At 30.7% G+C, this 13,360-nt stretch carries 16 protein-coding genes; 7 read left to right on the forward strand and 9 right to left on the reverse strand.

Features of this window, described 5'->3' with window-relative positions; all coding sequences use genetic code 11:
* Positions 1 to 338 precede the first annotated feature (338 nt).
* Complete coding sequence (locus tag J3U56_RS10480; RefSeq protein WP_267367614.1) at positions 339 to 719, reverse strand: helix-turn-helix transcriptional regulator; 381 nt, start codon at positions 717 to 719, stop codon at positions 339 to 341.
* Between the two features lie 1,051 nt (positions 720 to 1,770).
* On the opposite strand from J3U56_RS10480, the gene J3U56_RS10485 reads away from it, so the two are divergent.
* Complete coding sequence (locus J3U56_RS10485) at positions 1,771 to 1,980, forward strand: hypothetical protein (protein WP_065632933.1); 210 nt, start codon at positions 1,771 to 1,773, stop codon at positions 1,978 to 1,980.
* A gap of 5 nt (positions 1,981 to 1,985) precedes the next feature.
* On the opposite strand, the gene J3U56_RS10490 is transcribed toward J3U56_RS10485, so the two are convergent.
* The 3 genes from J3U56_RS10490 to J3U56_RS10500 all read right to left on the reverse strand — a co-directional run bounded on the left by J3U56_RS10490 (position 1,986) and on the right by J3U56_RS10500 (position 4,009).
* Positions 1,986 to 2,192, reverse strand: coding sequence for a hypothetical protein (locus tag J3U56_RS10490; protein ID WP_065632932.1), 207 nt, complete (start codon positions 2,190 to 2,192; stop codon positions 1,986 to 1,988).
* Between the two features lie 412 nt (positions 2,193 to 2,604).
* Positions 2,605 to 3,045 (reverse strand): hypothetical protein, encoded by a 441-nt coding sequence (locus J3U56_RS10495; RefSeq protein WP_267367616.1) that lies wholly within the window; start codon positions 3,043 to 3,045, stop codon positions 2,605 to 2,607.
* Between the two features lie 271 nt (positions 3,046 to 3,316).
* On the reverse strand, positions 3,317 to 4,009 hold the full coding sequence (locus J3U56_RS10500; protein ID WP_267367618.1) for an HAD family hydrolase: 693 nt from the start codon (positions 4,007 to 4,009) through the stop codon (positions 3,317 to 3,319).
* Positions 4,010 to 4,135: 126 nt separating this feature from the next.
* Between J3U56_RS10500 and J3U56_RS10505 the strand changes: the two genes are divergently transcribed.
* Together J3U56_RS10505 and J3U56_RS10510 are read left to right on the forward strand one after the other, a co-directional pair.
* Positions 4,136 to 4,399, forward strand: a complete 264-nt coding sequence (locus J3U56_RS10505) for a LysR family transcriptional regulator (RefSeq protein ID WP_267367619.1) — start codon at positions 4,136 to 4,138, stop codon at positions 4,397 to 4,399.
* 56 nt (positions 4,400 to 4,455) lie between these two features.
* The gene (locus J3U56_RS10510) at positions 4,456 to 5,034 is read left to right on the forward strand and encodes a LysR family substrate-binding domain-containing protein (RefSeq protein ID WP_416380350.1); all 579 of its coding nucleotides are present in this window, start codon (positions 4,456 to 4,458) and stop codon (positions 5,032 to 5,034) included.
* 322 nt (positions 5,035 to 5,356) lie between these two features.
* Here J3U56_RS10510 and J3U56_RS10515 read toward each other — a convergent pair whose 3' ends face one another.
* A complete protein-coding gene (locus tag J3U56_RS10515) occupies positions 5,357 to 5,797 on the reverse strand; it encodes a putative T6SS immunity periplasmic lipoprotein (protein ID WP_267332795.1) in 441 nt (146 codons plus the stop codon).
* Between the two features lie 805 nt (positions 5,798 to 6,602).
* Here J3U56_RS10515 and J3U56_RS10520 point away from each other — a divergent pair.
* Complete coding sequence (locus tag J3U56_RS10520; RefSeq protein WP_267367621.1) at positions 6,603 to 7,811, forward strand: MFS transporter; 1,209 nt, start codon at positions 6,603 to 6,605, stop codon at positions 7,809 to 7,811.
* A gap of 49 nt (positions 7,812 to 7,860) precedes the next feature.
* Positions 7,861 to 8,661, forward strand: coding sequence for a PQQ-binding-like beta-propeller repeat protein (locus J3U56_RS10525; protein ID WP_267347752.1), 801 nt, complete (start codon positions 7,861 to 7,863; stop codon positions 8,659 to 8,661).
* Positions 8,662 to 8,994: 333 nt separating this feature from the next.
* Here the strand turns inward: J3U56_RS10525 and J3U56_RS10530 are convergent, their stop codons facing one another.
* Entirely contained in the window at positions 8,995 to 9,900 is a 906-nt protein-coding gene (locus J3U56_RS10530) for a LysR family transcriptional regulator (RefSeq protein ID WP_267347753.1), read from the reverse strand.
* Between the two features lie 184 nt (positions 9,901 to 10,084).
* On the reverse strand, positions 10,085 to 10,255 hold the full coding sequence (locus J3U56_RS10535; RefSeq protein WP_267347754.1) for a hypothetical protein: 171 nt from the start codon (positions 10,253 to 10,255) through the stop codon (positions 10,085 to 10,087).
* 117 nt (positions 10,256 to 10,372) lie between these two features.
* On the opposite strand from J3U56_RS10535, the gene J3U56_RS10540 reads away from it, so the two are divergent.
* The gene (locus J3U56_RS10540) at positions 10,373 to 10,495 is read left to right on the forward strand and encodes a hypothetical protein (protein ID WP_267332790.1); all 123 of its coding nucleotides are present in this window, start codon (positions 10,373 to 10,375) and stop codon (positions 10,493 to 10,495) included.
* A 101-nt stretch (positions 10,496 to 10,596) separates the two neighbouring features.
* Positions 10,597 to 10,890 carry a hypothetical protein gene (locus J3U56_RS10545; RefSeq protein ID WP_267332789.1) on the forward strand — a complete coding sequence of 98 codons (294 nt, stop codon included), beginning with the start codon at positions 10,597 to 10,599 and terminating at the stop codon, positions 10,888 to 10,890.
* A gap of 188 nt (positions 10,891 to 11,078) precedes the next feature.
* Here J3U56_RS10545 and J3U56_RS10550 read toward each other — a convergent pair whose 3' ends face one another.
* Positions 11,079 to 11,465, reverse strand: coding sequence for a hypothetical protein (locus tag J3U56_RS10550; protein ID WP_267332788.1), 387 nt, complete (start codon positions 11,463 to 11,465; stop codon positions 11,079 to 11,081).
* A gap of 1,191 nt (positions 11,466 to 12,656) precedes the next feature.
* Complete coding sequence (locus J3U56_RS10555; RefSeq protein WP_267367624.1) at positions 12,657 to 13,010, reverse strand: hypothetical protein; 354 nt, start codon at positions 13,008 to 13,010, stop codon at positions 12,657 to 12,659.
* Positions 13,011 to 13,360 lie beyond the last annotated feature (350 nt).

A 13,360-nucleotide genomic window follows, 5' to 3' on the forward strand; every position in this document is an offset into this window, starting at 1 on the left:
ACAAAGTTAAATAAAATAATACGCTGGGCGATTATTAATCAATTCTATTATGACTAAGCTAATATCATAAAAATGAAGAAAAAGTTAGCAAAATAGATAGCTAGTCCAAATTAAATGAATTAGATTATTTGCCTTATTTAAATGATTGATAATATTCAACTCATCTAACATCAATTAAATAAAAAACAAATTTGAAATTGACTAGCTAGCAAAAGAATTAAATATGGTGGGCATCTTATAATGTCATGTTATCAAATAAAAAATTAAAAAAATTATTTTAGCATTGAATTGGAATGTTTTATTTTAAAAAGAGATGATTATTTAATAGTTTTTAATCACTATTCATTATTTACATCACCCATTTTGATAAGTGCCCTTTTCAATTCGTTATACTCTTGCGGTGTGATATCACCTTTTTCTTTAAAGGCTATTAGCCGCTCTAGTTTATCTAAAATTTTATCATATATAACCACTTCTTTGCCCGTATCCATCTGATTAAACTCTCCTTGACCATATGCTAACCATTGTAATGATGCACCTGTTTCGTCCATACATTTAATGACTAAATCAGAAGGAAACAAATCTCGTTTATAACGAATGGATAAGCTTGCAGCAGATGTACCCAAATAATTGCTATATTCAACTTTGGATCGAAAACCATAAGCCTCAATGATTCTATCTAATACTTTAGCTCCACCAGAATTAAAATTAATACTCATAATAAATTAAGCTCAGATAAAAATAATTAAAAAAACATTAAACTCAAACTAATATAATTTTATAATCAATTTAACTTTGTAAGTTAAATTAAAACACAATCATAAATTACAATTAGCTAGGAATAATGCACCATGATGACATCAATTTCAATCTCTATTTCAGCGAGTTATATTACGATTGACAAACTTGTTTGGATATAGGCATGAATGCTGATTAGGCAAAATATATCCGTGAAGAATATGATTCACGAACAAGCCGAATAGAAAATAACCATAAGCTACATGACTGAGTTTATCCATAAAAGTCTAAAGTATATAATCCGTTACTTAACTTACTCAAGGATCCATTATGAGTCATAACGCATATTTAAGCACTAAATTATAGAATAAGCCAATACTAATTTTTTACAAATTAATAAATTTAATCTAAAAACTGAGTATAAAATTATGAATAGTTAATTTTTCGAAAAAAATTATTAAAGACGTTTTTTATAATGCTCCATTTTACTGGCATCTCATAACCATCATAATATGCTTATTTGAAAAAATATACGATATATTTATCCATTAATTAATCATTTGCAAAGATAAACCAATTCTAAAAATGCAAATTAAACTCACTTTATTTTTTGTAAGAAAAATGTTTAATAAAAAATAAATGGAAACCGTTAGTATTATAACTAATTAAAAGATATATAACTTTGATAAAATTAAATGATCTTTTCACACATTTATTTTAACCAAACACCGACTTTTTTGAATTTATCGGGATAGCAAAAATAAAAAATTAACGGTATAGTGTAAATGCAGATTAGTCTAGGTTAAAAGCCAAACAATGGTTTTTTTAAAGGTCTGTTCTGAAAGTGATTTTTAAAACAACATTAGTAAAACCGATCCAAATGTATCGTTAATGTTAGCTAAAATGACATTTTGTTAAATAACCAGAAAAATTGATAACATTCTGATTAATCAATAATATTATCAACTAACAGTTGGTCGGAAAGGTAATTATTATTAACTGTATAGAAATGCAGTAAAAGGGTAATAAATAATGGATGAGTTAGAAAAAATAAAAACAATTGAACGGGCTGAATTACTTTCAAGAGTTATTACTGAAAATCTGAATTTAAGGGAACGGGATAAAGACATAGCGCTGTTTTGGTTTCGTGATTTGCTAGAGCCATTAAAACAACAAATATTAAACGAGCAAGCAAACAATCAAAAAGGTAACACAAATTGGTTACCTTTTGATGAAACGTAAAACAATTATTTTTTATTTGGATGAGGATCTTTCACAGAATCACCTTGACCTGACAACACATACCAACCATTTTTGCTATGCGGCTTTTTATTATAATCAGGGCAAGGTGGTAAAGATTTCTTACTTTGGTTTGAATAAATATAACCACAGTCGGCACACTTATAAGTGCCAGCTGAAACATCACTACCGTATGCAGCAAATTTTTGTACCATAATAAGCTTCTCCAGTAAGGTTATGTTTGCGATAAGCACATTACTTATCACTACTATATAAACGCGGTTTCAATAAAAAATCAAGCTTGGTATTAACTTTATTTTGTTCCATTTGGTTAGCTATCAAGAGCAAAATAGTCATATAAAAATGTAATCTATTAAAAATAATAAAATTAATTTGATTTACAAGCGTTATTCATTCACGATAAAATCCTAGGATTAATTAAATTGTAACAATTTTAATAGTAAAATTGGAATTAGTTTGCTCAAAGATACGTTTACCTAAGGTCTACCTTTATCAATTGATTTTTTAACAACCTTTAATTAACGAAATTATTAAGCAATTTTAGCTGATAAAAAATCACCAAACTGGATTATTAAAAATAAAAGATCATTTCAATCCTAATACAACTTATATGTTAAAACGACGTAAGCATTCAAACTCAATTTTTTCTCTATGATTGTTTAGGCTATCTTCTGGATAAATGGTTTCAAAGACATTAACCATTTTAAATTTATTCTGTGAATAATACTCAATACTTTTATGAACAGTTCTTATTCCGCCATGAGCTATTTTTAGCTGCTTAGGTTTATCATAAAAAGTTTTTAAATCAAAGGGGTGTGAATCTGTTTCTGTTTTCCATAAAAGTTGGCCACCTTCTAACAGATAATGAATATTGCCCTTTTCAGTTTTAACTTCGCCATAATCCTCAAAAGCGCCATTACGCCATTTAGCTGACTTCAAATTCGAAACACAAGACCAACTACCAACAAGCATCTGCTCGGTCACTTTATTTTCACTGCATCCAAACATGACTAAACACGCCAGTCCAATAATTATATTTTTATTCATATCATTCCATTACCTATAAATTGAGTATCAATAGTAGGTGATTTAACAATTAGGATCAATTAAAAAGACGAACAAAATTCTTTTATCTCAAAATAAAACAAAAAAACAAATAAAAAAATCAAAAATAGAAGCATATAAAGTAAAAATGCGAACCTGCTTAGGATAATCAATTAATGAAAATTGGTCTATTCTAATAAAGATATCAACCGGCGACTTGACAATTTGATCCATCGTCTACTCAAGTTTAGCAAACTTATTCAAGGTTATTATTCTATTCAACCAATATTCGATGCGCATTACCAAAATCAATAATTGCGCGTCCATTAGGCTGAATAATCACCTCTATAAGCGAAAAATCGGCAATCGTAAATTTTGCCCCCACAGTTAATAGCAAATCATTACCAATTCCAACACAATATGTTCCTGCTGCCACAGCAGATTTAACGCCACTGGTTGAATCTTCAAAGACCATTGCCTGTTTTGCTGCAATATTAAGATGCTTGATAGCCTTTAGATAAGGGTCTGGATAAGGTTTACCTCGAGTGACGCTGTCACGATCAATAATGACCGAAATACACTCATTAACTTCCAATAAATTCATGACCGAATTGACTTTTTCTAGCCAACCACTCGTAACAATGGCGACTTTCACACCGGCTTTATGTAAAGCAGTAATGAACTTAGCAACGCCAGCAATTGGTTTGTAAATAGCAGTGTTTTCAACATAAATAATATGTGCCTGTACTTTTTGTTGATCAGTAATAGGCAAGTCCCCAAATAGAGCCGCAATCGTATGTCGACCAGGTTGACCATGAATATGTCGAACCATCTCTGTTTCGCTAATGGTTCGACCATACATGTGTGCAGCTTCACGCCACGCTCGTTCAATTACCTCACTCGAATCAATCAATACCCCATCCATATCAAACAACACTGCAGTAATTTTAGTAAGTGATTCACTCATAATTTTTTCCTTATCTTTCATGTTACACAAGTCAAAACAACCAATATCTGTTATCCTGACAAAATAATTCCTATCATAGATTTGATTTTAGACTCTGTATAATTCCAATTTTTTAGGATTCAATAAATGCAAGGAATAGATTTAAGATTATTACGTGCTTTTGTAAAACTTGTTGAAACCGGTAATTACGGTTTGGCAGCAAAAGCGTTATTTATTACCCAGCCGGCTTTATCCAAACAAATACAAGCGTTAGAATCTTTAACTGGCGGTCAACTTTTTTTCGAGGTCGGCAAGGTGCAACCGCGACTACTTTTGGTGGTCAACTCTATGCTCAAGCAAAGTCGATTCTACAATCACATGACAATTTTCTTACTTATGCCAAACAGATAAATAAAAAGTATCAACAAACCTTATCAATTGGGTTTAGTCTATCTACCTATCAAAAAATACCATTATGGGTTGATCAATTTGTCAAACAAAGACCTGATTGCCAAGTTACGCTCAATCAGCTTCCTTCAAGTGTTCAAATTAATATGCTATTAGAAGGATCCCTACAAATCGGATTTTTACGGATGCCTTTTACTAATCAACTAAGTTCACAGCTTATTGTCCACGAAAAACTTGCCTTAGCCATTCCCTCTAGTAGCCCTATCGATTGGCATAACTTATCGGCAATTTTAAAGCACTATCCTTTATATCAACTCGATAAAGATCGCTTTCCATGTCTGGCAGAACAAACCGAACAATTTTTGATACAAAATCAACTTCAAACTAATAAAATATTAATAAATGGTGATTTGACAACACTATTAGCGTTAGTTGCTGGCGGCAATGCTATTGCCTTTATGCCACAAAGTATGAAGCAATTTTTGCCAAGGAACGTAAAACTCATCATTCCTAAACAAAAAACAGTACATTGGGACATAGCAATGGCCTGGAATGACAAAGTAATGTGTGATTTTCGAAATATTTTTATTGATGTAGTGAATAAAGATAGCGGTAAAATACAGGGTAATCATTGCTAGTTTTGTTTTTTATCCCCACTAAAGCGCGACTCAAACTCAGCAATCATTTAGGTCAAATTATTATGCTAATATGGGAACTGATCGCAAATGTATTAGCTTGTTAGTTTGAATAATTATTGGATAAATTAATAGCGATCGATGGTATGCATAATTTATGGGATTTTGCCTGATAGCTAATCATTCATAAAAAAATGGGTATATGAACATTCATAATTAACTAATAATGGTGATGTCATTTTATTTTATCTATAATCACGTAACCTATCTATTAAATGTACAAATTTTATATAAAACCTGTTAAAAAATTAAATATTGACTGAATTTATTCAGTTTTAGTTTCATCAGGATCATTTGGCCATAATATTTTCAAATTACCATCAGCCTTCTTTTTTAACCGAAAACTAGCAATCCATGGTTTATCCTCATTATTTTTGAGGTTGGTTGAAACAAAATCAATTGAATAATCCACATCGACTTGAAAAGGATAATCAAAGCGTAAACATTCACCTGCTTTAGCTTGATAAATTGAACCATGATCTTCCTGTTCCCAAATATACCCAATATGCGTTACAAAAATACTGCTAGATGAAATATTAAACACATCAGTTGAACGCGCTTTTTCTTTTGGTATGTTGATGCAAACTTTTTGATTTTGATCTAATTTAACTTCAGCGGTGTTGACTTTATAGGTACAAAAAAAACAGCCGGTTAATAACAAAACAATGGTAATAAAAAATAACGGACGAATTAGATTTAATTTCATTTTGTTATTCCATATAGTGCAGACATGGTTATTTAGTCGCCACATTATCCAATAACCTTATTTTTTAATCAATCAGCTATTCAAAAAACAATGTATAACAATCTTATACATGCCATAAAGTTGAATAAATCATTCATCTTGAAATTAAACTATCTGCGCTTTATGCTTACAAAGCATAACAATAATTAATTTTAAAAATGAGATGAATACCCCTTTTATTTTAGATTGATAGTATTCAAGAGCTAACTAAACTTTTTTAAAGCACTTTGTTTAGAATAAATGGGGAATAAAAAATAGAGATTGAGCATAAAGCAAGTAATTTAATTACTTTACTGTTCATAAATACATGTTCAATTACCATTTAAATAGCACAATCATCATTTTTTGTTATTTTACAAGGCACTTATCCAGATGAAAATTTACATTGTTTTATTTAAATAACCACGCCTTTTAATCACCAATCCTTGCATAAAAATAGTCGACTTTGCTTATCCCTATTATTCAAAAACAGAAATCAATTAGACTGTTTGATTTTAAACGATCAAACTAAGTTTTATAGCTAACATATTGTTATACCGATTAATATTTATAATAAAAGCACTTAAGCAACACGTTTTAAACTGACTTTTCAACTCTGATAGTTTTTTACTATCACAAAATAAGTATTTCCATATTTTACACTTGTTATCCTATGCTTATTGCCAAAAACAGTGATAGTAAATCTAAGGTTTAGATCGTTTTACTCTCGACCTAAACCTTCAGTACACATCAATCACAATATTGTTTAATAAGGAACTTTAGCCGTATGAATTCAAGGATGACATCCACTCAACGATTATCAAATAAAATGAGCATTATTATATCTGCACTTCTTATTATGCTTTTGGTTGGTTCTGTTTATATTACTCAACTTATTTTTCAGGAGATATCGATAAACTTTAACATTGAGATTTTAGATGCAAGATTAGTTTTTAGCTTATCATGTTTTTTTTATGCATTAGCCTTTTTTATCTATGGGCCGTTATCAGATAAACTATCCACACGTCTGTTAGTGACATTTGGCAGTCTTGGCACAGTGCTTTGCCTATGCATTGCCAATATAGTAACGTCATTTAATCTATATCTTAGTGTAATGTCATTAATTGGCTTTTTTGCCGCCTCAGTACCGGCTGCTTTATTTGCTTACACAGCCAAAAATACAGACAACGCAAAATTATCACAAGCAATGGGGATGTTAATTTCGGCCTCAATTGTAGGAATGATATTCAGCCGTAGTTTAGCAGCCATGTTAACCGATATCTATTCTTGGAAAGTTGCTTTTGGGGTTTATGCTTGCCTGATTTTAATTGTCACTATTTTTATTCCATCTGCGATCAAACCCACTTTGAACAACACGGCTAAAATCAGCATCATTGAAACTTATCAACACGCATCAAAACTGCTGTTTAATCGAACTGTCATTATTTTCTTATTGGTTGGATTTTTGCTCTTTTTTGTTTATTTAGGGTTGTCTTCATTGCTCACTTTTTATTTGAAAGGTTCACCATTTTATCTAACCTCAACAGAACTTGGTTGGTTAAATTTTGCAGGAATCAGCGCAATAATTGGTTCGATCATTACGGGAAAATTGGCACAGATTATCAATAAAAACAATTTACTCATCTTATTACTTTTATGCGTAAGTGCTTCAATTACGATCATTGGTTTTGGTACCAACATATTAATGATTAGTTTAGGTATTTTTTGTCTATTTATGTTTGTATTTGGAATTCAACCCATTGTCATGGCTATGCTTAATCAAATTGTACCACTCAACTTACGAGGCGCGGTATCGTCTTTATACTTACTTGCATGCCTTATTGGTGGCAGTTTAGGCACTTATTTATTAGGAAGCATTTATCAACAATTAAATTGGCCTAATTTAATTGTGGCTATCTTAATTTTAACCATACTTAATATTGCTTTAGCTTTACTTGGTATTAAATTAATCAAAATTAAACAAAGCAATACTTAAACAATAGGCGAACATATATCGCAATACTATCACTTTACGAGGAAAAACAATGATCAAAAAAGTATTTTTTCAAATTGCACTATTTATCTGTTTTATTCTATATGGGGAATTAGCTATGGCAAAATTGAATCTTATTGCAAAATCTTTTAGTGCGCCAACCGCTATCGCCTTCGATAGCCAAGGTTCGATGTATGTGACAAATTGGTCTGGAAGTTCAATAGAAAAAATCACAACGGAAGGTAAACGTAACACTATTTATAACAACATATCCTCTCCTGCAGGAATAGTTATTGATAAACAAGATAATATCTATGTTTCATCTTATAGTGGCAATTTTATTTTACAAATCACCCAAGATGGCAAAGTAGAAAAAATATCGACTGACTATCATACGCCAACTGGAATTGCATTTTCTAATACAGGTGAATTGTTGATTACTAATCGCTCCTCTGGCGAGGTTGTCGCTTTGGATTTAACGACAAAGCAAAAAAAGGTTGTTGCAAAAGGATTATCATTACCTGTCGGTGTAACACAATTAGCTGACAATCGCTTAGTTGTGTCACAATATAGTGGACGCTTAACTTTAATCGAACCTAATGGAAAACAGATAGAATTAGGGAGTGCATTTAACCAACCCGGTGTAGGTATAGTAAGTCTTTCACCTAGCGAAGTTGCTGTCATTGATAATGGGGCAGGTGCAGTTCGTAAAGTCGATGTCAATAGCAAAAGTACCACTACACTAGTTACATCATTGTCTGGTGCTGTAGCGTTAAGTCTGTACAAAAACCAATTGTATATCGGTACTTGGGGTGATGAATCGGTTTATCAATTAACTAACATCAACCCATAATAAACACGCTTGATTAATTATCGGCAAAGATAGAATTTTTTAAGGGTATCATTTCAATCAATGTCATTTCGGACCTTTTTAAACAAAATCAGGTCCGAACTTTTAGCCATACTATCATTAGTATGTAAAAATCTTTCTAATTTTTTAATACGATAATATCAAGTGTTTACAATCTATCGCAATGCTATTTTTAAACGTTTAATGGTTATAGAGTTGGTCTAGAGTAAAAACGACAGTAGCCATGAATACGATATTTAATCATGCAAACCACTTGGTAACGCTATCGTCACTCTTTTTACATCACAATTAGTCAAATACCCCTTAAGTAACTACTTATAACGATTTGAAATAATTGATAATTTGTTCATAAATCAAGTTAGCGTGTAAATTATTTCGCCAAACAAGATAAATATCGATATATAATTTACTGGTTTGGGTACTAATCAATTTTTTATACACTACCCCATCAATGTTGGCCTGTGTCATCGACTGAGGTAATAGCATCATACCTCTCCCTAATGCAATATCCAATAACATAGACAGCGTGTCTGGTCGTTCAGCTCGACGAACCAATGGATGATTTAACGTTTTAAATACAGACTCGCACTGTGCATAAAAAGTCTTATTTAAATGGGCTTTAAACCAAAATAACGGTAAATCAGTGACATCATTAAGATCAACATAATCTTGTTGGCTACAAGGATGGCTTTCTGGAAGAACCAAAATAAGCGGCTCCTGATAAATTAGCATCGAATTTTCTTGTTGGTTTCTTGAAGCAAAATCAGATACAACAGCAAAATCCAAATTGCCTTTTTGAAGTTCTAATAACAGCTCTTTAGACGTGTAGTCATGTTGATAAAGTTTTATATTATCATTGAAATTTGCTAAAAACCTTTTGAAAAAAGGTATAAAATCAAAACACAGTGTTTTCGTCATACCTAACATGACTTGATTGCCTTGACAAGATTTAATATTATCCACTGATTGACATAAACTGTTTAATACCTCCAATGCTTGGCTTTTAAATTTTTCACCTTCTTTAGTTAATACCATGTTGTGAGAATTTCTTAAAAATAAGCTCACTTGCAATTTATCTTCTAGTTCTTTTATTTGCACGGATAATGGCGGTTGACTTACACCCAGTTTATCTGCTGCAGCACGAAAACTATGCATTTCACAAATCGCAATAAAATATTGCAATTGCCTGATTGTTGGTAGTTTTTTATTATAAATATCCATATTTTAAATTACTTCGCAATTGATGATTAAATCGATGGGGTACTCAATGTATTTTATCACACTAATTTACCAATAAATTCATGACTTTTCTAAGTTTTAAACATATAGTAAGATTAGTTAAAAGTTTATAGTAAATATTCTAAAGTTGGGATGATTTTACTCTATTTACAATTTACAAACTAATTTAAGATGAGTAGAGTGAAACTAACGCTAACTTGCCACTTGGAAATAATTGAATGGTTAAATTATTGCTAGATAAATTGACCCGTTCATTACCCTGTTCAACTTGCCAAGCGCTACGTTCAGCCCATGATAACCATTTTGCAAGTCGCCAATAATTGTCGAGTTTGCCCAATATTACGGGAAGCTCTTGATTACCGTGAAAATCAATATTAATTACTTCGACAACATCATTAACTGAATAAATGTTGATATTGCCATTCGTCCTATAGACCGTAAAATATGGTTAGATATGCTGTTTGAATTAGGTATTACTCAAACAAAATTATGTGAACGTACAGCAAGTTTAGTAACAGTGTTAACAGTATTGGCTCATCAGGGATTACTATCACTAGTTTGGCCTATTTTTGACTAGATTATTCCCTATACACCAAAGCTACTTGCAGGCGCAGTGGAAGCCGTAATGCAATAGCGGAGTTTTTACCAAAAGTTGAGTACGCTGTAGCACAAGGTTTAGTGGAAGATAAAAACCTACAATTATTAGTCATCAGAACATTGACCGCTAAAAATAGCCAAGCTAGTGCGCTTAAAAAAGCACAAGCCGTTGAGGCTAAATTACCTCAAACCAGCAACAAGCAAACCGAAAGCACCAAAATGATGCTAACCCATGATGATTTCAATAAAATTTGGCCAAAATCACAATATATAGCCGACCTGCCAGATAACAAAATATCAATCAATCCAAGGCATTGTTGCCCAACCCCAACCAAGCGTTGTGACTTACATATTTTCAGTGTTAAATACATGTAGGGATAATACTTTTCTAAAAGCACAAAACATTATTGAAGGTGATCTCATTTTTATAAATGATTGATTCAGTATTCAATTATCTAGATGAGTGAATTCTTTATTTTTTTACGAAAAATTTCAGCAACTAAAATAAAACCTTCGAAATGAAGGTTTTAGGATAATTATGATTAAACGGGGATGTAATTGAATTAGTTATCCATTCCTGTTTTAACATACTGTTTAAATGCAGCCATAGCGCCATATTTATTTGGTACACATCCAAACATATTATCGCAATATGCGGCGATCAAGATTTGATATTTATCAGAAGTAATAGGTTTTTTAGAAACCTGAAATGCTAAGTAAGGATCATTCGCTAATGGATTAGCTGTTCTAATAGTCACATCTGTTACTGTTTCAAGTTTCCATCTAGAGTTTGTTGAAACCCAATATTCCGCTCTTTTCCAATATAGAGAACATTGTTCAGCCCCATCGCAGTATAATGGCTCTTTTGCTTTTTGTTCAATCATTGGATCTATATTACTTGCACACCCAACTACAAATAATGCTAAAAATATACTAATTAGTTTTTTCATTGTAACTCCGAATCTGTTTTGTAAAAAAATGACTTTTAATCCATTAATTGATAATCGCGCTACATATGAATATTTTATTCTTTATCGAATTTATATTGTCTAAGTATGTTAACCATCTGATATAAGCGCATGTTATATTAATTTTTTATTATTTTAACCTTTGACTTTGATTTACATTCCTATATAGCTGTGAACTGATTGATTATATTTGCAGTATCATCTTAAGGCTTAGAAATAATTACTCTTATCAATAATTTTTATTTAATAACCATATATTCTATATATAGTTTCTAATATATTAATATAAACTTTACACTTTTTCAACAATGACTTTACACTTTGACGCATATCATCTTTGTTAGAAAACCACTAAATTAATTTCGATTACATTCATTTTCAATATAATTCAATTTTCCAAGAGTAAGATGTGTGTGTTATTGGATAAAGTTTGCAATTAGTATAAAACTGATGCATGAGTAATACTGAATATATCGTCCATAGCTTATTAACCGAAAAAAATAATATTAATAATCAATACCTAGTAATTATACAATCAACCGCGAAAAAATTTGTTAATTTCTTTATGTAATATATTGATGGTTATAGGTTAATTAGAACTAACAAGTTACTTTTTTCTATTGATAATAGACTAATCGACTCCCATGACATCAATAAGTTTTGATTCTTCAAAAATATTGACTTTAAACCTTTTGTAAATTAATGATCAGGTACATTATCTATTCAAAATTACGCTTCTCACTAACCTATTATTTTATAATCATTAATTCGACTATTATTATCAATTCTTATCGAAAATGACCAAGTTATGAGGTTCATAATATTAATGTTGAAGAGGTTCAGTAGTTGGATAATATAGTGTATTTAGTGGCAGTATTTTTTTTACACCTTGTTAAGCGGGTAACCAATATAGTTTGACATTAATTGTTTTACGTTTTGTTAGATTTACTTGGATGTTAGATTGTGTTACTTTCTCTAATAATATTGCATTTTGATTTGAACCCAAAGTCCATCTGTTCAAGTAAAAATGAGGACCAATTGCAATATTTTTAACACCAAGTAACGCACTATCTTATAGCGCTCATTAACACAACTTTTATCTAACATTGCCAGTTTATTTTTTAGTCATGTTAAACCGATTATTTTTAATCAATACTCGACGTTTGATTATGCTTAGTATTCAATACGATAACGACCAACAATATCAAAAATATGATCGTATGTGCTGAGTATTATGCGTTTTTTACCTTTGTGATGAACTTGTTCAACAAGATCAAAACTTGAGGTTAAATATCTTTGATTAGGATAATTATCTAATTTAGAAATAGATAAGTTATCAATATCAGTAAAAATAAATTTTACCCATACATCAGGCACGTTCAACACTTCGGGCTGACAATTAGCTAGCGATAGTGACGTTTCAACAATCAATGTAAACGGGTAGCAATCCAAGTTAACCTTTTTTAGAATTAATGCGTTTCGAGCATAAATAATGCCGTATTTGATTGGTATCGCTTTAGTTATCATTTTTTTTACTTTGTCATAACTTCTTTAAAATTAATTGGAACTTATTAAATTATAACATTATATGGTGTTAACAATATAACATTTAATTTAACAGTATGTTATTCAACAATACTTTGCATTACATTGATTTAATTAAATTTAATAGCTTATATTTAAGTAAGTTAAAAATTTAAGTCTTATTGCTACATTGGCATAATGTTATAAGCATCAATCACAAAGTAGGCAAAATTATTCAATATAATTTTAAGTGTCAATGCCATTTAATAGTCTTTATTCTGTTATGTAATAAAGACGACTTAATTCATTTTATAATACGCTATAGGCTTTTAGCTTTTATTTAACGTATCTAA

Origin of the sequence: Gilliamella sp. B2824 (assembly GCF_026536245.1) — a bacterium.
Classification (GTDB): domain Bacteria; phylum Pseudomonadota; class Gammaproteobacteria; order Enterobacterales; family Orbaceae; genus Gilliamella.

Bases quoted from the DNA above. Each gene is read 5' to 3' on its own strand.
- J3U56_RS10480 (WP_267367614.1), bottom strand. From the start codon at position 719: ATGAGTATTAATTTTAATTCTGGTGGAGCTAAAGTATTAGATAGAATC.
- J3U56_RS10485 (WP_065632933.1), top strand. From the start codon at position 1,771: ATGGATGAGTTAGAAAAAATAAAAACAATTGAACGGGCTGAATTACTT.
- J3U56_RS10490 (WP_065632932.1), bottom strand. From the start codon at position 2,192: ATGGTACAAAAATTTGCTGCATACGGTAGTGATGTTTCAGCTGGCACT.
- J3U56_RS10495 (WP_267367616.1), bottom strand. From the start codon at position 3,045: ATGAATAAAAATATAATTATTGGACTGGCGTGTTTAGTCATGTTTGGA.
- J3U56_RS10500 (WP_267367618.1), bottom strand. From the start codon at position 4,009: ATGAGTGAATCACTTACTAAAATTACTGCAGTGTTGTTTGATATGGAT.
- J3U56_RS10505 (WP_267367619.1), top strand. From the start codon at position 4,136: ATGCAAGGAATAGATTTAAGATTATTACGTGCTTTTGTAAAACTTGTT.
- J3U56_RS10515 (WP_267332795.1), bottom strand. From the start codon at position 5,797: ATGAAATTAAATCTAATTCGTCCGTTATTTTTTATTACCATTGTTTTG.
- J3U56_RS10520 (WP_267367621.1), top strand. From the start codon at position 6,603: ATGAATTCAAGGATGACATCCACTCAACGATTATCAAATAAAATGAGC.
- J3U56_RS10525 (WP_267347752.1), top strand. From the start codon at position 7,861: ATGATCAAAAAAGTATTTTTTCAAATTGCACTATTTATCTGTTTTATT.
- J3U56_RS10530 (WP_267347753.1), bottom strand. From the start codon at position 9,900: ATGGATATTTATAATAAAAAACTACCAACAATCAGGCAATTGCAATAT.
- J3U56_RS10540 (WP_267332790.1), top strand. From the start codon at position 10,373: ATGCTGTTTGAATTAGGTATTACTCAAACAAAATTATGTGAACGTACA.
- J3U56_RS10550 (WP_267332788.1), bottom strand. From the start codon at position 11,465: ATGAAAAAACTAATTAGTATATTTTTAGCATTATTTGTAGTTGGGTGT.
- J3U56_RS10555 (WP_267367624.1), bottom strand. From the start codon at position 13,010: ATGATAACTAAAGCGATACCAATCAAATACGGCATTATTTATGCTCGA.